General features: G+C 35.0%; 21 protein-coding genes. 4 read left to right on the top strand and 17 right to left on the bottom strand.

The window, feature by feature from the left end; all coding sequences use genetic code 11:
* The first annotated feature begins 3 nt into the window (after positions 1-3).
* Positions 4-756: a hypothetical protein gene (locus tag AC1TO9_RS15325; RefSeq protein ID WP_482059732.1), complete on the top strand. Its 753-nt coding sequence runs from the start codon at positions 4-6 to the stop codon at positions 754-756.
* A gap of 150 nt (positions 757-906) precedes the next feature.
* Here the strand turns inward: AC1TO9_RS15325 and AC1TO9_RS15320 are convergent, their stop codons facing one another.
* The 13 genes from AC1TO9_RS15320 to AC1TO9_RS15260 form a co-directional block, all read right to left on the bottom strand.
* The gene (locus AC1TO9_RS15320) at positions 907-1,200 is read right to left on the bottom strand and encodes an LPD11 domain-containing protein (RefSeq protein WP_482059731.1); all 294 of its coding nucleotides are present in this window, start codon (positions 1,198-1,200) and stop codon (positions 907-909) included.
* Positions 1,201-1,539: 339 nt separating this feature from the next.
* Positions 1,540-1,983, bottom strand: a complete 444-nt coding sequence (locus AC1TO9_RS15315; RefSeq protein ID WP_482059730.1) for a hypothetical protein — start codon at positions 1,981-1,983, stop codon at positions 1,540-1,542.
* A gap of 188 nt (positions 1,984-2,171) precedes the next feature.
* Positions 2,172-2,981, bottom strand: a complete 810-nt coding sequence (locus AC1TO9_RS15310) for a hypothetical protein (RefSeq protein ID WP_482059729.1) — start codon at positions 2,979-2,981, stop codon at positions 2,172-2,174.
* A 44-nt stretch (positions 2,982-3,025) separates the two neighbouring features.
* Positions 3,026-3,943, bottom strand: a complete 918-nt coding sequence (locus AC1TO9_RS15305; protein ID WP_482059728.1) for a JAB domain-containing protein — start codon at positions 3,941-3,943, stop codon at positions 3,026-3,028.
* 201 nt (positions 3,944-4,144) lie between these two features.
* Entirely contained in the window at positions 4,145-4,705 is a 561-nt protein-coding gene (locus AC1TO9_RS15300; protein ID WP_482059727.1) for a hypothetical protein, read from the bottom strand.
* 657 nt (positions 4,706-5,362) lie between these two features.
* Positions 5,363-6,154, bottom strand: a complete 792-nt coding sequence (locus tag AC1TO9_RS15295) for a helix-turn-helix domain-containing protein (RefSeq protein ID WP_482059726.1) — start codon at positions 6,152-6,154, stop codon at positions 5,363-5,365.
* 251 nt (positions 6,155-6,405) lie between these two features.
* Entirely contained in the window at positions 6,406-7,377 is a 972-nt protein-coding gene (locus tag AC1TO9_RS15290) for a site-specific integrase (protein ID WP_482059725.1), read from the bottom strand.
* A 765-nt stretch (positions 7,378-8,142) separates the two neighbouring features.
* Positions 8,143-8,382 (bottom strand): hypothetical protein, encoded by a 240-nt coding sequence (locus AC1TO9_RS15285; RefSeq protein ID WP_482059724.1) that lies wholly within the window; start codon positions 8,380-8,382, stop codon positions 8,143-8,145.
* Positions 8,383-8,675: 293 nt separating this feature from the next.
* On the bottom strand, positions 8,676-8,831 hold the full coding sequence (locus AC1TO9_RS15280) for a hypothetical protein (RefSeq protein WP_482059723.1): 156 nt from the start codon (positions 8,829-8,831) through the stop codon (positions 8,676-8,678).
* Between the two features lie 163 nt (positions 8,832-8,994).
* The gene (locus tag AC1TO9_RS15275; RefSeq protein ID WP_482059722.1) at positions 8,995-9,426 is read right to left on the bottom strand and encodes a hypothetical protein; all 432 of its coding nucleotides are present in this window, start codon (positions 9,424-9,426) and stop codon (positions 8,995-8,997) included.
* 609 nt (positions 9,427-10,035) lie between these two features.
* Positions 10,036-10,269 carry a hypothetical protein gene (locus AC1TO9_RS15270; protein ID WP_482059721.1) on the bottom strand — a complete coding sequence of 78 codons (234 nt, stop codon included), beginning with the start codon at positions 10,267-10,269 and terminating at the stop codon, positions 10,036-10,038.
* A gap of 324 nt (positions 10,270-10,593) precedes the next feature.
* Positions 10,594-10,788 carry a hypothetical protein gene (locus AC1TO9_RS15265; RefSeq protein ID WP_482059720.1) on the bottom strand — a complete coding sequence of 65 codons (195 nt, stop codon included), beginning with the start codon at positions 10,786-10,788 and terminating at the stop codon, positions 10,594-10,596.
* Positions 10,789-10,963: 175 nt separating this feature from the next.
* Positions 10,964-11,308, bottom strand: a complete 345-nt coding sequence (locus AC1TO9_RS15260) for a hypothetical protein (RefSeq protein WP_482059719.1) — start codon at positions 11,306-11,308, stop codon at positions 10,964-10,966.
* 778 nt (positions 11,309-12,086) lie between these two features.
* Between AC1TO9_RS15260 and AC1TO9_RS15255 the strand changes: the two genes are divergently transcribed.
* Positions 12,087-13,037 carry a histone-lysine N-methyltransferase, H3 lysine-79 gene (locus AC1TO9_RS15255; protein ID WP_482059718.1) on the top strand — a complete coding sequence of 317 codons (951 nt, stop codon included), beginning with the start codon at positions 12,087-12,089 and terminating at the stop codon, positions 13,035-13,037.
* 132 nt (positions 13,038-13,169) lie between these two features.
* Here the strand turns inward: AC1TO9_RS15255 and AC1TO9_RS15250 are convergent, their stop codons facing one another.
* Positions 13,170-13,358 (bottom strand): hypothetical protein, encoded by a 189-nt coding sequence (locus AC1TO9_RS15250; protein ID WP_482059717.1) that lies wholly within the window; start codon positions 13,356-13,358, stop codon positions 13,170-13,172.
* A 163-nt stretch (positions 13,359-13,521) separates the two neighbouring features.
* Positions 13,522-14,490, bottom strand: a complete 969-nt coding sequence (locus tag AC1TO9_RS15245; RefSeq protein ID WP_482059716.1) for a DNA/RNA non-specific endonuclease — start codon at positions 14,488-14,490, stop codon at positions 13,522-13,524.
* Between the two features lie 171 nt (positions 14,491-14,661).
* Here AC1TO9_RS15245 and AC1TO9_RS15240 point away from each other — a divergent pair, with 171 nt between their 5' ends.
* Positions 14,662-14,847: a DUF2085 domain-containing protein gene (locus tag AC1TO9_RS15240; protein ID WP_482059715.1), complete on the top strand. Its 186-nt coding sequence runs from the start codon at positions 14,662-14,664 to the stop codon at positions 14,845-14,847.
* Between the two features lie 455 nt (positions 14,848-15,302).
* Here the strand turns inward: AC1TO9_RS15240 and AC1TO9_RS15235 are convergent, their stop codons facing one another.
* Positions 15,303-19,922, bottom strand: a complete 4,620-nt coding sequence (locus tag AC1TO9_RS15235) for an S-layer homology domain-containing protein (RefSeq protein ID WP_482059714.1) — start codon at positions 19,920-19,922, stop codon at positions 15,303-15,305.
* 776 nt (positions 19,923-20,698) lie between these two features.
* Here AC1TO9_RS15235 and AC1TO9_RS15230 point away from each other — a divergent pair.
* Positions 20,699-21,592 carry a hypothetical protein gene (locus AC1TO9_RS15230; protein ID WP_482059713.1) on the top strand — a complete coding sequence of 298 codons (894 nt, stop codon included), beginning with the start codon at positions 20,699-20,701 and terminating at the stop codon, positions 21,590-21,592.
* A 216-nt stretch (positions 21,593-21,808) separates the two neighbouring features.
* Here AC1TO9_RS15230 and AC1TO9_RS15225 read toward each other — a convergent pair whose 3' ends face one another.
* Complete coding sequence (locus AC1TO9_RS15225; protein ID WP_482059712.1) at positions 21,809-22,453, bottom strand: hypothetical protein; 645 nt, start codon at positions 22,451-22,453, stop codon at positions 21,809-21,811.

Raw genomic sequence — 22,453 nt, 5'->3', positions numbered from 1 at the left:
TTAATGAATTTAGACAGTTACACTACGATTATTTTAGAAGATAAGACGATCGATGGTTTGGGCCGTTGGTCCAAGAGCTTGAAACGCCCTATAGGGATTTCACAACTTCCCATTCAAGAGGGAACAATCCTAGTAGATATCAGCGAAACTGGTATTGGTTCCAACTTGCACATATATTTCAAAGAAGAGGAACATCGTATTAAGACTGAAATCTATATCGATCGACGTTTTCATACACAATGGTACATTAACAACCAACGGTCTACACTGAGTACTGAAGGCGCTATGCTAGAGTCAATTCCAGACAATGGAAAGGATTTTGAGATGATTCATCAGTTTAGTACAATTCTGACACATACCATGTGCTTTTTTGCTCTCTATTCTGATAATTCGAAGCTGGTTCAAATTTCAGAGAATGTTGATAAGAAAATTATTACACTTAAGATCCCTTCTACTCTACCTACTATACCTTCATCCATCCCACTTCAATCAAAGTCTAATGACATTGAATGTTCAAGCCATATCGAACTTGATTTGAATGAATCAATTAATAAACAAGTAAACACTCATTTGTCTGACTACTATCGTGATTGGGTGAACCTTAAAATACCTGCTTTAAAAGGAAAGACTCCTATTGAAGCGTCTACAACGCCTGAAGGTCGTAAGGAACTTCATGATCTATTCGAATATATGAGAAAGATGAATTCACCGGTACCATTTCCATTTGATGACATAAAGAAGGTACTTGGGTTATAAGTAGACAACAACTACGGTAGTCAGAGTACTGGCTTCTTTCTTTTTTTCATAAACTTAAACCTTAATGTACATGTATAAAAAGACACCCGCTCCTGAGAATCCAAGAAGCGGGTGTCTTTATTGTTACTGATTGATTCTGTTATGCACGGTTTAAATGTTCATTCTTTTCTCATAGTCTAGAATCTGTTCCCATGTCAGCCATTCGGGTTTTTCGTCGTCCTTAAAGCCATTCCAAAGGTCTTTCATGGTCTCGATTGTGCTCTTCCTTTCGCTTTCAACTATTCGACGGGCACATTCAATGTTTAAATGGGTGTCGCAATCGCTCTTTAGCCTGCTTAACATCATGTATTCAAACCTTTTGGGATTCTTAACAAAAGGTGTTGCAATGACAAATTCTTTTCGGATAAGGCTGTCCGGTTCACCATCAAAATCGTTCCCACTCACGGAACACAAAGTCGGCGTTTCCATATCTCCTAACTCAATGTCTTTCCATAACATTTCGTACTGGTCTTAGTAGACAGGACACCCCCAATAATCAGTACCAATATAGTTTAATTCTAAAACCTCTTTTTTGTCTGACTTTAATATATCTGTCATTTTCATTCCTCCAATGTATTATTATATTTATTAGATTGCCAATTCAATAACTTATGAAATAAGTAGTGTTTCAAGTTCTGCGGATCCAAGACTCGCATGTCCTTATTCGTTTGTAGTTTATAAAATCTCAATCTATCAAGCCATTAAAAAAATCTTATACTGATAGGACCTTTGCATTTATATTGACTATTGGAGATCATCCATGATCCCACTTAGTGGGATCCAATAAAAACCGATGAGTTCACCATATTTTAATCCAGGAACATTCACCGCGATCATTCGTCCATTAGAAAAGCTCCAATCGGTATAACTTAGAAACTGGCTTGGGAAATCATTAGCAGCTTCATCCGTTGTTTTATAACCTGAAGCAATGGGTTCTTCCTCCACGTCCAAATCGAATGATTCAAATCCCTTAAGAATTGCAGAAAGAAGAGGTTCTTCATGATTCTCAACATCAGCACCAGTAATAACGAATGTTTTTCCACCATATACGAATTCTTTGCCCTCTAGATCCATCGGAACGGATTCAACATACAAACAATCACGATCAGCATTTAAACCCTTTAGAGCATCTTTAAATTCTACTAACGACGTCGCGTCAATAACAACTTTATTTAATGTGATATTCATACGAATAATACCTCCGGATATTGTTTAATAAAAATAGGAAATAATCATCATTATCCCTTTTTCAATATTTATTTATTGTATTTTTGATCTCTTAACAAGATATTTCCCACGTGTCGTTCAAGTCATCAAAATATCGTATTGTTGAACTCCAAGTTATGCTGTCCAATAGTAGATTACTCTACTGGACTTTAATTAGCATAGGTAGCTTCCTTCTCTCTTAGAAAGGGAACAAATATATTAACGTGATACTGATCGATTTTTTCTTCAATTCCCGACTCTTTATTAGCTCTTGTAACAGTTGTCTCGTTAGCGTATGGTTCGATTTCACCATCATGATATAAATGGCGAACATATATCTTGATGCCACCATTCATGTACCTTAGATCACCAAACTCTAAAGAATGGCCAATATTCACCAACATATTTAGTTCAGTCTCCGTAATTCTTTTCGTATTAACTGAGAAATTCGCAATCTTCTCACGATAATAGTCTAAAGAATTTAACTCTTCAACTGAAGCGACTAAGTAGGCATTAATCATTCGTTTGAGGTATTCCGTTCCATTTGTACGAATTATTTGTCTACAAGATATCGATTCGAAAGGAATATCTCTTAATATCGTTAAGAATTCATCGCCACCATCAACTTGGTTGATAAAACAAAGGTCCTTATAGTAGAAACCTTGACCAAGACACCAATTTCCATGTTCAAGTTGCTTAATTAAAAAATCGATAGTCTTACATTCAGTCAACATGTCTTTCTGGAATATTGGATCAAATGAACAACTAATCCATGGATTGGACATCCCAATGTTATACCAGGTATCAAGCCACGTTGTATCGTGTTCACCAAGTTCTTTAATAATCCGGAATCCTTGATAATTATCACTTTTGGTAATCCTATTCTTTAATTTATCAAGTTCAAGCTCTGTTACTTGATCATCGTTCCATTGCATTCCATATTGTGATTTATAATAATATCCTACCTCGAACATATTCATTATTTTGAACCTCCGATAATTAGTTTTTAGGTAATTGATTAAAATTACGATCTCCAACTTAAGATATTGCTTACTGATTTTGCGAGTTCTTCTTTCGAATCGAAATTTAATTCACATTGATCCCAAGCGGAACGTAGTAGGTGTCGATAAGGTTCTGTCGCACCATCCACATCAAAAATAGGTTCGTTTTCTTTATCAAAAGCTATTAAACAATAATTTTCGGGAACTTTCCGTATTGTATCTGTTTGTTCTTCATATCGTGCGTAGCTTTTTGGTTGTTCACAGATCTCAAATTCTTTTTCAACTTCACAGTTCTTTTTAAATATTTTATTTCCATTCTCTTTGTCGTAATCATTCAAACTGAGATAGTCATGGTCAGTTATTATAATATGGTCTATTACTGGTATCCCCATCAACTTGCCAGCATCTACCATTCTTTCGGTCACTATGATGTCCTCTTCAGATGGAGTTAACACCCCGCTTGGATGGTTATGGCAAAGAATGATTTGAGCTGCGAAACATTTTAATGCCCTATTAAATACATCTCTTGGATTGGCATGACATGAACTTTGTGTTCCTATTGAAATAATTTGAGGCTCTCCGATGATAAGATTCTTTGAGTTTAGGAAAATTGAAATAAAATGTTCCTGCTGCTTATACCTCAACCTAGGTAACATTAGATCAGCAACTGTCTTTGCTGATTCAACAAGATAGGGAACGGCTTTTATCTTGGTATTCAATTGCTTACTTAGGTTCAGTAGAGCAATAATTTGGCGCGCTTTGTTTTCCTTGATGCCTCTGATTGAGGATAGTTCTTCTACACTGACATTCATAAGTTGAATCACAGTTGGATATTGCGAGAAAATTTCTTTAACGACATTAGAATCTGATTTTTCCTCGAGTGCCTCACAAAACATAGATTTAATTAATGACATTTCTTTAGCTTCCAATTCTTTAAACATTTTTTCATCCTCCTTGGATTAATTAATATTGGGTTGTACAGGCAAAAAAAATAACGCCTGACCTAAGTACCCAATGAAATCATTAGCCACTTAGGTCAAGCGTAATTAAAATAAAATTAGCACCTAAAGAGTAATTCATGCCTAAAGACATGTTAACTACATTAAGCGCTAATTATGTAGAAATAAAATTCATTATTAATGTTATTTTGTCACTGGAATTTTATCATACACTCTTTTTAAACTAGCTTCATCTAGATTAAAATAAAATCCTATCTTATCCATTCGATGAGCTTTTGTTTTACCTTTTTTCTCTTTACCCAAAATAACAGCTATATATTGGTCATCATTAAAAAAGTAACCCATATAACCATCCCAATTATTGTTGTCATCCTTTATATAATCAGGTCTTGAAAGAAAAATATCTTCAATTGTTTCATCTGATTGAGTTAATCCTCCATGTGTTACACTTAATGTTACCCCATTTTTGAATTTTACAGTTGATGTTTTAGGGTTTACAGCATAGACAACACCGGATTTATTATAATCAGGCACGAAAACAATTAATCCACATTTTAATTCATTAGTTGGAATAGCAACACCATCAATAACAGAATATTTGTACGTTGGAAATTTCTCTGTATTCAGTTTCTCAATAAACGCTTTCTCTGCATTTGATAACAGTTCCTCTTTAGTTTCTCCAGTGGCTTGCACTATCAATTGAACTAAAAGTGTCACCGTTTTAACATCATTTGATTGTTTCATAATTTCATCATCCTCCTATAATTTTCTTCAGGTTTCAGGAAAAATTGAATACACCTGATCACAATGCCAAATATATGTATTAGCCACTCTGATCAAGTGTATTTATCCTTATAAGACGGTAATACTTATTTGTCCATCTAAAGAAAAATACCCCTTACACTTTGTGAAGGGGTATCCTACGAAACAAAAGCTTCATTATGAAGTTTTAGGAACATATATTATCTTAAGATGAGTTTACCAATTACAGTGTAATTCTTCATTTTTTTGCGTTGCTCCACTAGGTAGATAGCTTTCTCAATTTGTAGTTTAGACATGTTTTTTTCCTCCTTGGAATTTGGGTTTGGGTTGTATTCAGACAAAAAAATACGCCTGACCTTAACATCCAATGAATTGAAATCATTAGCCGCTAAGGTAAAGCGTAATTAATAAAAATATATAAAAAGCACCTCGTAGAGTTATTCACGTCAAAGGACATGATTAATCACACAGGGTGCATTATTGGTAGTTTTAGAATGAGTGGTCTGACGCTTGTCTCCACTAAGTGAAAAGGAAATAAAAATATAAGTTATGAACAAATCATAACATAAAGAATAAAAAAGTAAATAGTCTATTAAAAGAAGTTGTGAGATAGTTAACAATTCGACTATATACTGGTGATTATTCTACGAGTTTGGCACTATACTCTTTCACTATTGTTTGAATTTCTACGATACTGGCTCTTCCCAGGTTTCGTATATTTAATAACTCAAGCTCTGTTAATGAGGCTAGATCAGATAACGTGTTCACTCCGCGACGTTTCAATGCATTATAAGCACGTACTGAAAGATCCAATTCTTCGAGTTGAATCGCTTTAGATGTTTTGTCATCAACTACCTTTTCTCGAGTATTAACATCCAAAATCGTTTTATTTTCAAAACTCTTCATTCTACTCGCAACATCTTTTAGAATCATTTGATCTTCTTTACTGATGTTCGAAATAACATGTAGTAAGTCCTTACTCACGTATTCTAAGATTCTCAATAGTTGCTGGTCCTCACCAGATTTAAATTCAGAATGATGTGATGTTCCTTTTATCCAATCAAGAGATACACCGTAAAACAGGGCCAAGTCATTTAATTTTTCATCGTCAACGGGAACGCCTTTTTCTAATTGATGCAGTGTTATTGGTGGAATTGACGTATGTTCTTCAACATAGGAAGGTGAATACCGTTTCATTTTCCTAATGGTAAACAATCTATTTGCTCTCTCGTGATCTAATTTATTATCTTCATCTAATATCATAAAAGATAATTTATCATGAATTTTTTCAAGTACGCCACGTACTTGATTTGAGGAAATTCCAAATCTACTTCCAATTTCATTAAGAGTGTAGGATTTCTCATAGTAGTGATATAGACATAAATAATCTCTCTCATACAAGTTAAATTGGCCACTTATTTGATCCTCCAATAGATTGATATTTCTAGTGGAATATATCTGCTCAATTAACTCGTGTAACGATTTAAGTTTGGAATTTTTCGTATATTTGAACTCGCGTGGTACTATACTCAAAAGTTTCACCTCTATCTTCATAGTATATATTTAAATAATTTAGGTCTCGTTTACGATCCGACCTGATCACCTGTGTACTTTCTCGATCACGATCTCGAGCTTTTATTTAGCTCGTCTAACATAGATCGGACGTATCTTAAAAGACTTCTCTAAAGCCCTATATCACTAGCAGCATTTTCATCAAATATAGTTCCCAATTTAATATATCTCCTTACCATTTTTTCAGAACGATGTCGTGTTTGACTCATGATCGATCGTTCACTTTTTCCTGCCATTGCAGCTGAAGTTGCAAATCCAGATCGAAGACTATGACCAGCATATTCAGATTCATCAAGGCCCGCTGCATCGATATAGCGTTTAACGATTAAAGCAACAGATCTATCAGTTAAGCGTTTATCTGAAATCTGGCTATGCCTATTAATCGCTCTAAATACTGGACCTGTTTTGATTCCCGAATTTTCTATCCAGCCTAAATATGCACGAACCGGACATGTACCCTCCTTGGTACCATAAGGAATCCCGATCTTTTCGCCTGCACCCTCTTGGTCTGTCTTTGACTTCTTCAACCGTATTACAAGGCCTTCTCTCGTAATGGAGACGTCATCCACATCAATACTTACTAATTCACTTCTTCTAAAAGCACCCGCAAATCCAATCAGTAATAGTGCTCTATCGCGTATACCCGCTATATTGTCGTTCAAGTGTTCAAACATTAAATGAAGCACATCAATTAAGATTGGCTGCTTCCCTATCTCTTCAATACCTTGAGTCCTTCGGATTCCATCCCAGACCATTTTGATGTAGGTTGTTTTCGGTGTTGGATGCCCCGCCATTCTGTGAGCTTCTGTTATTGAACTCATTCTTCGTTTGATAGTACTGGTTTTGAATCCATCATATACAAGACTCGTTAGATATAGGGCATATGTTTCATCATCAGTTGGTAAATAAGGTAACTGATATAACATGCACCAGTTTGTGAAATGGGTCCAATCAAATGTATAAGACTTTCTAGTGTTTACTGATTTTGAATTATTCACATACATTTTAGTTTGTTTCGACAAAGAGTTAAGTTTCTCTTCAATTTCACTTAATGTTCTTTCTTCACTATTAACTAATTTCAATAAATTCACCCTCTATATGTAACAGTTACTTTAATTTATCCATAACGAACGACACCTACAATTGAAGAACTCTCCATAGATAATTGCATTACTAATTGGTCTATATGCTTTTATTGGGAAATAAACACCATTTGAACATCCAATGTTCATAATGAGTCTAATCCAGAAGATCTTAGATACCTGGTTGAAAAGTACCAACTGCATGGTGTATTGCTAATTAATGATCTCCATTGAATATGTAGGAAGTGTGTTACCAGAGGTCCAATTTTTCGCAGTCATTTTTATCCTCCTATACAACTTAATATTCATATGGTGTTCATAAGCTTTTTCCCACAGAAGGGACAAAATGTTATTAGTATATATGCAGAATTACCTCTTGAAACATCGGAGTCCATGGAAACTTCCATATTGAAAATATTATCCAGAGAATAAATCTCGACCTTCTCTGCTCCTTGTAATTCTTTTATTGATTCATTCAATTTTTCACAATGATGAATTTCCAAATCACTCAACTCCACACAATTTAATATTCAGACGGTGATCTTTTATATTTTAATTTTTCATACCAATATCCTAAAATTAATAGAATTATAGATATGAATGATAACCCACTAATTATTAAAAAAGAAAATCCTATTGCATACAATATTCTCATAAAATAGAATGCACTTATAGAGGATATGATCCACACTAGAAATAACAAAAAGTATAGCTTACAGAACATTTTGCGTTCCACATTTATACCTCCTTCATACAACTTAATATTCATTCGGTGTTCATTCTATATTTTTTTTCATAATACCGACCCACTATAACATTTAATGAAATCACCAATATGACAATAGTAAATGACGTTATAAGAAGTAATGAACGAGTAAAATCCACTTGAAATATACTTAGAAAAATAATATAAACAAGAGTAACTAGCATCATTATTAAAAAAGTTGCAGTTCCAGTACTCAATTTCACTTTTTCTTCAATAGTTAACTCATCAAATGTTTTCAATTATATCCCCCTCTTTATACAACTTAATATTCTTTCAATTCTGGATCTATTCATTTTGTTAATTTGATTCATACCATACATGATAGCAACAAACTAACCTATTTATCCTTTGAAAAAGAGTATTTGAAGCCTCCAACAAAAAACATGATAACTGCCATTACAACTGCAATATTATACAAAGGTTGTTTTAAGAAGGTCATACCAACAATTCCAACAATTGCAGTAACAATGCCAACTAGCTCGAAGGTATATTACTGCGTAAATCTTCTAAACCTCTATTTAAGATCTTTGAATTATATCCATACTTCAACAATTACAGGATCATCTGTAATATTACGATCCAATCTAACAAAGGTCGGAGGTATATTTTCATTTAGTAGATGTAAACTATCAGCTACGATGGCGAATTCAGTACACATATTTGAATCAAACAGTCTTGCTACAAACATAGTCGGGCAATCTATCGGATGATCATACACGACAATCATTGGAAAAACGTAGTTTTAAAAATCAAAATTATTAAATGTTAAAAGAACATTTGTTTCTACCATTTACTAATCTCCCTTCGACTTCAAACTAGATTTTATTCAGTTTAATTAGAAGTTACGTATTCTAATTATTGAAATTCTGCCACTCTAACGGAAATATATACTTTCCATCCAACACTGATATGACTACACTGTCGTCAGATGTAATTACCTTTATTTTCTTATGTGAATTCTTGTTCAGTTCGCAAAAATTAAAAATGTCATCAACATCGTCGAAATATACTGGCAATCCGTATTGACCAAATTCATCGTAACAATATATTTTAAACTCACCATTCCGAGCCCGAAGTAATTCTACATTACCTCCTTCGATCTGATGATTAATAATACCAAACGAAGGAAGAACTCCTATATCTGTTTTGGAATGATCCGGACCTTCCCAGTAGTATTCACATTTCAAACAGATGCGAATGACATACCAGCAAGCAAGTTGAGTGTCAAATGACCAATTTTCATTCTTATCTAAACATGTGCAGTTCATTTTAATCTTTTTCACGTCCTTTCAAGAGCCACTTTATCAATATTCGAGAATTTAATTGAAGCAATTTATGGTCAGATCAGATGATATTTTGATTAATTGTCTTTGAATTTATCCCTCACCTTTCTCATCCTTAATTCCTGCTTGTATCACTTTAAGATCTTGAATTAATCTATATATCTTCCACGCTCTGGTCGTCATGATGCTTTGATAAATTGCTACAATTATCAAAACGAATGTTAAAATTATATTAAGAAACCTATGATTCGTAGAATTAAATGTAATAATCGTGTGCGAAAACTTTATAAGCATTATACTCCAACATAAGATCGTATTAATAATATTCATCTTCATAAACGTTCCACCATCCTTCACTGATTTTTGTTCTCATTATGCATATAATACAGTCTTGCTAATACGTATTCGGACAATTTATCGGATTTTCACAAACGACAGTCATTGGGAATTTGTAGTTGCTAGTATCAATTTTACCACATGATAATTAATCGATATATGTTTGATGTTTTCTCTGAAGGTTGAATCCAAGAACTATAGCAATTCTTGTATTTTGTAGCATAAATGTAACTTCCCCCTTTTTGAAATTGGTTACTATACATCATCTTCGAACTATGCAGTAACTTCACTTAGCTTCAAATGTTTTAGACATGACTTACACATATGCTTTTTGTCCGTTCCATCGGGCATGTCAGTCTCAAAAAAGCTAGTGTCTTGACTGTATTTACCGCACAAACTTTTATTATTCTCAAATGCGTGATAATTTGCACGAGGATGTACCCAATCATGATCTGTTATATTGCTTTGCTTAACTGGCAATTGCCAGACGGTTTTCGACTTCTCCATAGGTTCTCCTCTCATGTCGCTTTTTGTGTCTACTGGACATCATCTTCGTACTGCGACACCACTACTCTTCACATAATGTGCCTTCTTCGACTCTAAATCTTCGTAATGTACATTATTCTTCTTCATGTAACCGTTCAATTTCCATTAACAGGAGACTAATATCTTGTTGTAGTTTTACATACTGATTAACGCATTTATATTTTTCAGCAAGCCTATCTTGCTGTGCTGAAGCCTTTTCTATATCCTTTTTAAGCTTAATAATTTCTTCGGTGTCGTAAGTTTCTATTTGATAGAGCTTAATAATGTCCTCTCCTTTCTACTGCACTATTCTAGTGTTAATGACGCTTCAAGCCTGATTTGCTCATCTTCAGAGATACAATTTTCAATAATCTCTTTATTTGATGGTGACTTACCATGTTCTGCGATATATTCAATCACAAATTCCCCGACCTCTTCCCGAAAATCCCCACCAAAAGGAGCATCAGGGTCATTACCTGCCAGTTCTACGTATTCATCCAAAAAAGTTCGTCTATAGCGCATCTTTACCGCCCTTTTACTGTTGTACAGTTTGTGTCTTAAATGTAATAAATCTTCGAACTGTACATTAAGATTAGTCAACAACTTTCCATTCAACCTGTATTGTCAACACTAAAATTTCCTGTTTGACTTGGTATTGGTTTGATCTTTTTACAACTTACTGTTTTTTCTTTTTGTTAGTGTTACCAGTGTCTTTAGTTGGGTAATCTTTCGACCCAGTTAACTTTTCCCTATCATCTTTTATGAGATTGGTGAAGAATCCTTCGTTACATTTACATAGAATACGTCTCTCTTCCATTACTTCCTTAACCCTAATTTTATTGAAACACTTTGGATTAGAACATTTATAAGTCAACGCACCATAAAGGGAATTGGCTAATCTCAGGTTTCTTTGTCTAGATTTTCTGTTCGCAGCATAACGCTTATTTTGATCTGCTTTTTGTTTTGCGGTCGTAGCTCTCACCACAGTATTTGTTGGGACACCGACTTTTCCTCCAGCCATTATTTCATCACCTTTCTTATGAACGTAGCTATATGAGTTTCTCTAATGACACCATCTTTTTTTAAACACTCCACCTGAATATACAAAAAAATAAGTTATTAAAATCCATACAGGCGCTGGTATCAACTTTACACCTCCTAATTAAATTCTATTAAAGTATCCGAAAATTTCAATATATCATAATGTTTATTATGTAAACCTATATGTCGTGTGGAATACGTATAATCTTTAATTTGATGATATTTTCATGTTCACTCTAAATCTACCTGGATAATATATAGTTAGTATCAATTTTCCCACATTGTAATTATTTGATATATGTTTGATGTATTTACTTCATACTACTTTCATTCCATATAGTGACTAATAAAGCACTGCAATTGAATTATACTAAATACTCCTATTAATCATCAATTAATGATGAATTACTGATTTTTGTTAAATTGCAATCCATTCCACTTTAAACACTCATCGCTTTATATGGGAATGCTGACAACGTGATAATCAACGTTCCAACCCTATCATCCTCTCTTTGTTCTCAAACAATCGCTATCCCACACCCTCTCTCCCTCTTTTTCTATGAAACTATCATGACATTCTAACTTCCGATACCTTTAAATTATCGGAAGTTAGAATTATCCTAATTATACCACCTTTCCATAGTGAATAGCCACTACTTTATACCATATTTTTATGATATAGTTATCTTATATATGAATGTTAACATGTTAACACCCATATATATAAGCATTTTAATGTTAACATTGGAGGTAACACAATGAGCGATGAACAATTGATAGATAATGAAAAAAGTGAATTTCTAGGGAAAACGAAAGGAATGCGCCTATCCCCTGCTACTCGTTCGATGTATGAGGAGATGAAAGGTGCTGCAGGTATCACAGACGATACATTTATCTCGGATTTACTTCAGATATCAAAGCTACACGATCTTCAAAAGACAAATCCAGAATTTAGTGAAGATTTTAAAGAACTACAAAAATATTTGAATCGGTTAATAAGTGTTTATATCCGAATGAGAGAAAAAGGAGAAGATTCGCTCGATGATTTAAGAAGCTCAAAATCTGAGGAAGTCAGTCGGTTAGAGAAAGAAATTCAAGGCTTACAGTTCGACTTGTCCAAATCGCAAAAAAAGTTGACTGCAAAAGAAGAAGAGCTTATTTCTTCTTATAAAGCAAATGATTCGCTTCGGATTAAGACAGATCAGCTAGAACAAACATCTACCGCTTTAAATGATATTATTCAACTAACCAATGAGAAGGTTTTGGGTCTGGAATTGAGGATTAAAGAACTTCTTCATACCCAGGAATTAGTAACACAAATCAAACAAGAACTTCAGGAAGTTCAAATAACAGCAAATACACAAATTAACGACCTACAAATAGTAGAACGAGATCTTCAACATCAGCTGGCTGAACAAGTAGAGAAGTATAAGGAACTTCATCGCCAGTTAGAAGAGAAAAATAAAGAACTCGAACGTCAACTGAAAAATTCAGAAGATGCTGCAGTTAGAATGAAAAAAGAGAGCGATCGAGCATTAGAAGTTTTAAACAAGGAAAAAGAGATGGAAGCAATGGAACTTCTCTTTCAAGAAAGATCTGCTTTTCAAACTAAAATATCAAATTTATCCGAAGAGCATTCCACAAAAATTACTGAATTACTTAATAAGATTCAAAGCATATCAACCCTACCAAGGGACCATCTTAATTAATTTGTTTATTGAAAAAGGGATCCCTTACTAAGGGATCCTCTAAATTATTTGTATATTTGTTATTCTACTTATTACATAAACGTCAATTGTGGTCTTTATAAACTACGTAAACAGGTCACCGCTTCTTTCATATCATTTATCCTTCACATCAAACACTTTACTCTTAGTAATCTCAATAATATTTCCTAATTCTGTTTTAACACGTAAGTACGGGCCATTACCTTTAATAATCGTTCCAATAACAGTTTGAGCTACAGGATACTTCAATTTACTATTTGAAAGTCCACTATATTTAATTACTTTCACGTTATTACCAGCCATTTAAACATCTCCTTTACTTCATAATTTGCTTCAAATACGCATTATTCGTTTTCTTCTTCAATTAAACTGCCCGTTAGGTTAGCGGTTTCCGCTGAACTTAATAAATCTTCCAACGAGGAAAATGTTCTTTCGTTCATTTATTTTGCCCTAGACTTCTTGGGGCTTACTCACCTACCATACCGTCCTTATCAGCATCGTGCATATATGGGTATAACCAGTGATCACTCGTTATTGGCATACTATAACCTGCTGCTTTAGCTTCTTTAATCGTCACCTGTCCATTACCGTTTGTATCAACACTGGATATATCACCGTTTGTATTTGAACTAGTTGAATCAGAAGGTTCACTGCCTGTTAAACCAAGTGATGCGTTTACTTCATCAGGATTCACATTGTCGAATTTATCGATGATCACATTACCCTTTAAAGTATAGGTATACTGATAACTTGAGGGGATTTGGGTTTTTGTATTCGGATATGTGATAATCGCTTCAAAATCAGTTGCTCCACCTGCTTTGCGTATCGCATCTTCCATATAAGCTTGATCACCATGTCGATTGAGTGTACTGTCCTGCGGGGTAATATTATACGCATTCGATACACCTCCGAGAGAATCAGCAATGACATGTCCTTCATCTAGAACGTCACTTTCGACACCAGGAACCTTTGCCTCGTCTGCGTAGTATCTGCCAGACGATAATACAGTTTCATTACGGTCGTCTTGCAGAATAATTTCGGTAGTAATGACACGCACTAGTTGCCCGTATTCATTCGTAAATGCCCAATATTCACGCTCCCCATAACCAACGTCAACAACAATGTTAGGTTCGCGATGCCCAGAAAAATCACCACCATCAACCTCGATAAGCTTGTATCCTGGAAACTGTTCGTTATTTGGTGGGGATTGTATTTCCTCCACAACAGGAACACTCGGCGTTTCCACTACAACTGGTTCGTCAACAACCGTAGTGACAGTTTCTTCTTTTTCATAATTTTTATTTGTTTCAACTGTGGCTACTACTTTTTGTGAATCTGTTTCTACATCTGTATTGGATGTATCTTCTACATTGGTACAAGCAACCACAAAGATGATCGTTAAAAGTAAGATTAAATAGTTCATTTTCTTTTTCATTTTAGGACTCTCCTTTAATAGTTTCATACTGTTCATTCTAAAAACGACGACATTAACTTATCTTATCTTACTCTTTAATCCTACCATAAAAGCCTAATATGCTATTGAATTATCCTGCCCGTTAGCTCAATGAGCAAAAACAACAATGACGTATAACAGAGCCTATTTATAATGTTTCAGTTTGCATTTTTTATTGGTATAATCTGCTGTTTCCCCTTACTTGTAGATGGGTTCACACAGAAATGGAAATGGAGAGAAAGTAACTTCTTACGGATATCGACTGGATTTAGTTTTGGAGTAGGTCAATGTATCTTTATAAGTTTCGGGGTTTCGTATTTAGTACGTATTCTTTCATAAAAGATAGAATTAGATTGATATTTTAATAGGAGGTGTCCAAATTTGGAAACAAAGATTTCGGTAACATGGAAATAACAAATATCGTGCAAAGGGCGACTTTCAGCTGCCTGTTTACTAACTTTCTTGAAAACATAGCTTTATATCCTCCTTATATTATTTTCAAGGAACAACGACATTTATTGCATCCCGCTTCGGCGAGTAGAAAAAAAAAGCACCTCGTACACAGGCGTTAGCCTATATGCGAGGTGCTCCCCCGTTCCGGTATGCAATTAAACTTATTATAATAGTACTATACTCATAAGTAAATAGAAGTCAGTCTCCGAATACACTTAATTTATTCTTTACAATAAGTATAATTATTACTGTATTGAAATGATTGATTTATACAATTATCTTTCTGAACAGAAATCTGATTTTAATGCAACTTATAAGTATATAAGTATACATCTGATCAATTATTTGATTATCTCTATTGTCCGATAGATTACTGCAGCACTTTCTGCTCGAGTGAGATTGGACTTTGGACGGAAGGATCCATCTGTATATCCATTGACAAGATTTTTTATTGCCAATGCTGTAACTTCATCTTTAGCCCAAGTGGATATTGTATCTTTATCGATAAATACCACATTTCCTTCTGGTATAAACCCACCATATAATACATTTCCGAGCATTTTACTTGCTTGTTCTCTTGTGATGTAGCCATTTGGTCGGAATTCAGTATCACTAAATCCTTGGGCCACACCCTTACTTATCGCTATATTTAACTCTGGTAAATACCAGGCGTTGGCATTAGTATCTTTAAACTTAAGATCTATTTGTTCATTAGATTCAAGTTTTAATGCACGAACAATCATAGCTACAAATTCCATTCGTGTAATAGGTCTTTGTGGTGCAAATTCAGTAGATGAAATCCCTTTTACGATCCCTTTCTCATACAGAGACAAGATTTCATTTTTAGCAAAGTTATTCTCAATATCATCAAAAACAATTGTGTTTAAATAACCATTTCCATCTAAAATATCGACGGTAATATTATCCTTGATTGAATTCTCTTGGCCATTGATATTGCCAGAATATCCGCCACCACTTGAAGTGTTTGTAGGTGTTAGTGCGGGTGCTACATATTTTGTCCTACCTATAATTACTTTTTCTTCCGACTTTTCTCTTTTTCCATTTTCAGCATGAACATTGAATGTATATACCGTATCATCCTTCAATCCAGTTAGGGAGAATTGTTTATCTGGTCCCCGATATATTTCTTTTTCCTTATGCCCTATCACAAAGATTTCATTTTTGAGTTCCGATTCAATTGTAAATGTAAGTTCTTTTTCCTTATCAGCACTTACTGTTACAACGAAATCGTTACTTGGCATAGTTTCGAACGTAGGGATATGAATTCCTTCTGAATCACCCACTGAATTGTACGGAATGACTACCCAATTTTGATATTGTTTTGAGCTGTCCAAATCACCTATTTTAATCGTATTGTCGCTTGTATTAGTAATTACGTTCCCATTACCATCAATTATCTTGTATCCTTCGGCACCAGGTACAGCATCCCACGAAAATTCCACTTGATTGTCTGTAGTTATAGGGGTGCTTACGGTTGTATTACCTGAGTTTGGAAGGGTCTGTTGATTAAATATCGTCTTGGATCCTTCACCATTTATGTTACGCGCTGCTACAAATATAGTAGAAACATCACCTGGTGATATTCCAATTCTCGTGTACCTTGTTCCTTGTACTACATCTAATTCATTTCCTGTCAGATCAGTTATAGCATACTCCGTAGCACTATCAACCGGATCCCATGACACTGTAAATGATTCTGCCGTAACATCTACTAGTTCTACAGTTGGTGCATATGGCAATGTAAGAAGTTCGCCATTCGTCATCCCACCATTTCCGGCCATATTTCCTGCAGATACACTATAGTCATATTTTTTACCACCGATTAATCCCACAACTTGTAATTCTGTGTCTGCAATTTCATACATTTTACCATCTAGTGTTATTTGATATTTCGTCGCTCCTAAAACGGCATTAAATTTAATCGTAACACTTTGCTCTCCAATATTTATTACATGTAAATTAGTTGCTACATCTGGAAGAGTTGTTGTGATCAAGTTCTTAACCCTACCCATGCCACTTCGGTTTATAGGACGAATCCCAAAATCATATATTGTCCCAGGATTTAATCCGTTTACGGTATATTCCGTTTCCCCTTGAGGGATCAATATATTCTGTTGGCCATCAACAGTTAAGATATAACCTTCAGAACCAATTACAGATGGCCATGATAATTTGATTTGATCTGTTGAGGTATAAACACTATCTAGAACACTAACGGATGCTGGCAAGGTCCAAATTCCATTTAAGAGTGCATAGTCACCAAATCCGGTTCCATTTTCCCCTGATACCCGATAATCATATGCCGTTCCAGATTCAAGTCCTAGATCTTTAAACACGGTATTTTGTCCACCGTATATGTTTCTCAGATCTCGATCTAATTCGTAATAGGTAGCAGTAGTGACGGTATTCCATTGTAGATCGACTGTATTTTCATCGATTAGTATACTTGAGAATCCACCGGGTACATCTGGAAGGCTTAAATATCCACGCTGTGTTGTCTGCCCTTCCCCTGTTCCGTTTAATGCAGATACGGCAATGTTATAAACGGTTCCTGGTTCAAGATTAATAATAGGTTGGTATACCGTTTCTGTCACAGTCTGATTGAATACTTCTTGTCCCGTCCCATTATTCGTTGCTGTAATTCGGTAACTAGTTGCCGATTCCACCGGAGTGATCGTTACTAGCGCTAGATCTGCCAAACGTCCATCTTTTTCAACTTTGATATCAGTCGGTGCATCTGGAAGAGTGAGAACATCTACTATATTGCTAAATGTACTTTCTCCTACATGATTCTTAGCTTTTACTTGATATTGATATGCTCTACCGCCAACTAATGAGCTGTCTGTAAACGTGTTAGTTGGATAATTCACTCCCCAGCTCTGACCAGTTGTAGTGTTTTGAATCACATAGCTGTATCCATCGGCTAAGGTTGATCCACTAGGTAGTGACCATACTAAATGCGTTGTTGTCTGATCCGTACCGTTAAGTTGTAGTGTAGGGACCTCCGGTTGATGCTGTAACTGTAGAACGCTAGTTACCGCCTGAAAACTGTTTCCGACTTGATCGGTTGCTTTAGCATGGATATACCAACCGCCCTCATTTGTTATTTGAACGGTTTTTTTATCGGTTGTTGCTGCGTCCCAACTAATCGGAGGCGTAGCACTGTTGGTCACTTTGTAAAGACGTTGATTCGGATCCAAACCGGAAAGGAGATCTTCATATTGAATCTCTACTTCAATATCATTTGATGACCAGGAACGACCTGAAGGAGTAAATGAGATCGTTGGTTTCTCGGTATCGATTTTAGTGATAACCGCACTTAATTGAGTCTGAAGCCCTGCATTATCTTCTGCTACAAACGTATAGGTTCCATTTTGATTTACCGTGTAAGTTACTGGGTTTTTCGTTTCCCACACTCCGTTTGGTAATTGAATCCTCTTTATACCTGTTTCGTTATCGTTTGCTGTGGCAGTTATTTGAATTGGATCCTTTGTCCATATTGTCTCAGTCGAATTTAACGTTAACTCCGGTTTAATCGTATCCGTATAACTCGCATGAGAAACACCCGATACATTCCCTTGATGATCTATAGCAGCAACGTGTACGAAAAAGTTACCGTTTATCGAACTTGATCCAGTATAATTCGTTTCAGTTGTTGTTATTGTTGCAGGTGGAACAGTGTCTGGTTTATCGTCAATTACTACACTATAGCCCCAAACACCAGACGTAACTATTACTGGTTTAATTGCGGATAGAGCCGTCTCAGATGTATTCTTTGGATAACCCTTTACTTGGTAATTATATGTTGTTCCAGCATCCGTTGAGGGGCTCCATGTAATCACAGGCTTACGCCCTACGCCTACACCCACATTTAACGTTGAAGGTGCTGTAGGTTTTGCTTTATCTACTGCTACTGTATCCGCGTAATCTGAGAGGTATCCACGATAGATAGAAGTATTATCTCTGAATACTTCTGTTTCAGTAGCATACCCAATCTTTATTTCATCAACTTGCACAATACCATCAGATTGCCATTGCAGTCTAGGCCATAACCCCCTATCTAGAGGGTCAAAATCTGGGTGTGGAGCTATAAATGTATTAGCACTTACAGTTCTCCATGCTCCATCTGTAGTGATATTTCTTGTTGGAATAGAGTAGTTAACTCCACCAAGTGCTAGGACTTGGTCACCTACATTAAAGATCTCATGAACTATAGGGGTGGTCCATGGTTTTACTGGACTAGAACTACCCCATGGTAATTCTGTTCCATCATAGTGTTTTACAAATCTTTGGTTTGCTTTTTCAAACCTGTAATGCAATACTCCAAAGCTATGATTATCAGTTTTTGCGGAAGTGAATACGATTATGTGATTATCATCTATATTTACTGGAGATCCATCAGCTGTTTTTACTGGTATGTATTTGGTATGTTGACCCCAATTTACATAACTGTTGTATAACACAACTTTACCGCTATAGTCTAATAAAGGTAATCCGTGTCTAGTCCAACCACCATCCATATAGAAGTTAAGGAAGTTAGTGGAACCACCTATTGCTCTGGCTTTAAAGTTAAAGCTTATTGTAGAATTGCTGGGTACACTTTTACCATTGAATGTTGACATAGATACTCCTACATTTGTACCCCAGTCATCTATGATATTTCCCTGATTATTAATATTGTTATTTACCTGTATAACAGTACCTTGCCCTGGTACATTGGTAAATGCTTGGTTACCAATACCTTGATAATTTAAATCAGGTCTCTCCTCTCCTGCCTCAAATCCTGTTTTATACATCACATCTGAATCAGCCATCTCTGTAGCCCATTCCAATTTGACATGATTACCAGTTTGATAAACTCCTGTAAAAGTCGGTGGTGCGCCAGCTGCTGAGCCTTTTTGTGGATATATCGATATCCCCGATATTACTATTGAAGACATTAGTAAAACCAAGCTTGCTTTTTTAATTGGTGATGTTATTCTCGAACAAACAGACATTTATTTTTCCCTCCTGGTGTCAGTATATATAATTAACTACCGACAATATAATGAAATATAAACATGTTCAACTTATACGATTTCAAGATTAAGAAATAAATACTACACTTCCCTCCTTACCATTTGATATTTAATAGATTCAACCACTCGATCGTGATGGTCTATTTTTAAAGCGAAAAGATTAGTTAGAAAAGACTTTGACTTTATACTTCCTGTACTTCATAGAAATCTAAGATGTTAAATATTGATCATATTTAATCAAAAAAAGAAGCACCTTCTAACAACATGGCTTACGCCAAGGTTAGAAGGTACTTCCTTCATCAATAGTATTCAATTGAGTAAATTATACCATTACTGATATTGGTTGAGAAGTGTTTTAGTGAAAAGTCACAAATGTCCGATTACAAAATCGTTAGGTTTGAAATAGGTATGAAAATTTAGTTTCAGAATGATGCATCCCCTGATGAAGCGGGCCCTTTTACTTCCTTATCAGCCGAAAGAATGGCGTAATGTCGCTGTTGGAAAATATTTAGATTAATACTTGATTTTCTTATACCATAAATCAACCCTACCATATATCAATCCTTACAAAATAAGAAGGGAAATTGTAGTAAAAAAATCTCCATCTCCAAATACAATTAATTTATTCGTGATAATAAGTATAAATAATACTGTTTTGTCCATAATTATACTAAAATCTATGTTATGGAGGTATTACTATGATAAAAGAGTTGATGAATATGATTTCTGAATTATATGGCATAGAGTCTAAGTCATATGTTACAGATGAATATGTAGTGAAGTTAGCTGAAAAACCTGTTTGTTCTTTTATGAATCAAAGTTTAAACATTGAACACTACGGCTTTTTAATATCTCACGTTCAACCGAATCAAGACTTTTCTGATCTATTACCTAAAGATGTTGATTCAAAGGATGTTTTTGCAACTACACGAAAAGACTTGCCCAGATCAATCGTACAAGTTTTCATTTATGACTACGAAAACGAAAAATTACTCTCTGAATTTCACATCTTAACTCAGAAGCAGGTCAATATTGTTCTAGAGTTTGATGAAAAATGGATGATTCAAGAAATTTCTTCCATACTAAAAAGTTATGATGCTCCTGACTCAATTCGTATCTCATATGAAAAGTCTACAACTATCATTGCGTATGATCCTATCGCGATAGACTTCATATGCTACCCTTTAGATGTATACACGCATTTATCACGCTCTCTTGTTATTAGTAAAATTAAACCCTCCGATGCATTGAAGATCCTACTTGCTCATGAGGTCGGACATTACAATGATCCGGAGTTAAAAACAAATATAGAAGAGTATTTTTCTATGGGAGACAAAATAAACATAGAAAAATTAAAGTTAAGAGAAGGGAAATTATCTAAAAGAAAAGTTAGAGAACTTCAAGACCTTTTCACATCGTACTACGACTTGACTGAAAAATATGAACATAATGCATGGAATATTGGAATGAAAATAATTCCTGAGTATCTACTTGACCAATATAAATGGTGGAGTAATGGAGCGAAAAGTGATGGTCCCGGATTAGAGAACATTAAACATGAGATAAATCTATTCTCCTCATTAGTGAGATGAACAATTTAGTTTGAAATCCCACCAACCAGATTCATTTTTATAAAACCATAAAAGCCATTTTCCAAAAACGAAAAAGATTTTATATTAGTGTGTCGTTAATGTAAAAACCCAATTTCAGTAATTGAAATTGGGTTTGATATTTACCAATATTTCATTTGAATTTCAACTGTACTCTTGATGCCTGTAACCCTATGTATGTAATGTGTAATTCTAACTTTACCAAAAGTTAAGTCTTTCGAAATAATAAATGCCATCCACATTGGCGAAATGTATCTGCACAAGTACACCTTTAGTGTAGCCATCAGGTTGGTAATAATAAGTAAGTGCTAGAATGGACTCACCCAAACGAGTTTCCTCAGTCACAATATCAACTAAATTCACCTGAGGTAATGCCTTTGCATATGCCAGTATATCAGTTGCATCAACAAATCTCGTGTCTTTAATAAGTTTTCTGTACTTATCGATTGAATGAGTTCTACCAGCTAGCGTATAATCACGTACACCTTTCGAATCTTTAACTTTAGTATTTACATAACTTTCAAAACCAGAAGTATCCCCTGTACGTAGAGATTCTGCATACAATTTTATAAGAGTCAGAGATTCTTTTTTCATATCATCTTCTGCTGTAGATGTATTAAATCCTATTGGGTAAGAAATTATACCTCCTGACACATCTATATTGGGTGTAGTTGAAGTACTGCCTGAACTTGATGCCATAGGTGTAGTAGTTGTTGCGTCTTTGTAAGGAATTCCTTCGGTGCTACTGTTGCTGCCTCCAGAGATACTTATTGTTGAAGTCCCGGCATCAATTTCATGAGTTCGTTTATAGGGGATATTCCTATTTTTCACAAGGAGTAACAA

It is taken from the genome of Paenibacillus sp. Y916 (assembly GCF_056786435.1).
This window is presented reverse-complemented; position numbering and strand designations above follow the sequence as displayed.

What these genes read in the sequence shown, in the direction of transcription:
- AC1TO9_RS15300 (WP_482059727.1), bottom strand. Translation starts at nt 4,705, where the DNA reads ATGAAACAATCAAATGATGTTAAAACGGTGACACTTTTAGTTCAATTG.
- AC1TO9_RS15260 (WP_482059719.1), bottom strand. Translation starts at nt 11,308, where the DNA reads ATGGCTGGAGGAAAAGTCGGTGTCCCAACAAATACTGTGGTGAGAGCT.
- AC1TO9_RS15310 (WP_482059729.1), bottom strand. Translation starts at nt 2,981, where the DNA reads ATGAATATGTTCGAGGTAGGATATTATTATAAATCACAATATGGAATG.
- AC1TO9_RS15280 (WP_482059723.1), bottom strand. Translation starts at nt 8,831, where the DNA reads ATGTTTGTAGCAAGACTGTTTGATTCAAATATGTGTACTGAATTCGCC.
- AC1TO9_RS15235 (WP_482059714.1), bottom strand. Translation starts at nt 19,922, where the DNA reads ATGTCTTCAATAGTAATATCGGGGATATCGATATATCCACAAAAAGGC.
- AC1TO9_RS15240 (WP_482059715.1), top strand. Translation starts at nt 14,662, where the DNA reads ATGTTTCAGTTTGCATTTTTTATTGGTATAATCTGCTGTTTCCCCTTA.
- AC1TO9_RS15250 (WP_482059717.1), bottom strand. Translation starts at nt 13,358, where the DNA reads ATGGCTGGTAATAACGTGAAAGTAATTAAATATAGTGGACTTTCAAAT.
- AC1TO9_RS15270 (WP_482059721.1), bottom strand. Translation starts at nt 10,269, where the DNA reads ATGGAGAAGTCGAAAACCGTCTGGCAATTGCCAGTTAAGCAAAGCAAT.
- AC1TO9_RS15305 (WP_482059728.1), bottom strand. Translation starts at nt 3,943, where the DNA reads ATGTTTAAAGAATTGGAAGCTAAAGAAATGTCATTAATTAAATCTATG.
- AC1TO9_RS15315 (WP_482059730.1), bottom strand. Translation starts at nt 1,983, where the DNA reads ATGAATATCACATTAAATAAAGTTGTTATTGACGCGACGTCGTTAGTA.
- AC1TO9_RS15325 (WP_482059732.1), top strand. Translation starts at nt 4, where the DNA reads ATGAATTTAGACAGTTACACTACGATTATTTTAGAAGATAAGACGATC.
- AC1TO9_RS15245 (WP_482059716.1), bottom strand. Translation starts at nt 14,490, where the DNA reads ATGAAAAAGAAAATGAACTATTTAATCTTACTTTTAACGATCATCTTT.
- AC1TO9_RS15255 (WP_482059718.1), top strand. Translation starts at nt 12,087, where the DNA reads ATGAGCGATGAACAATTGATAGATAATGAAAAAAGTGAATTTCTAGGG.
- AC1TO9_RS15230 (WP_482059713.1), top strand. Translation starts at nt 20,699, where the DNA reads ATGATAAAAGAGTTGATGAATATGATTTCTGAATTATATGGCATAGAG.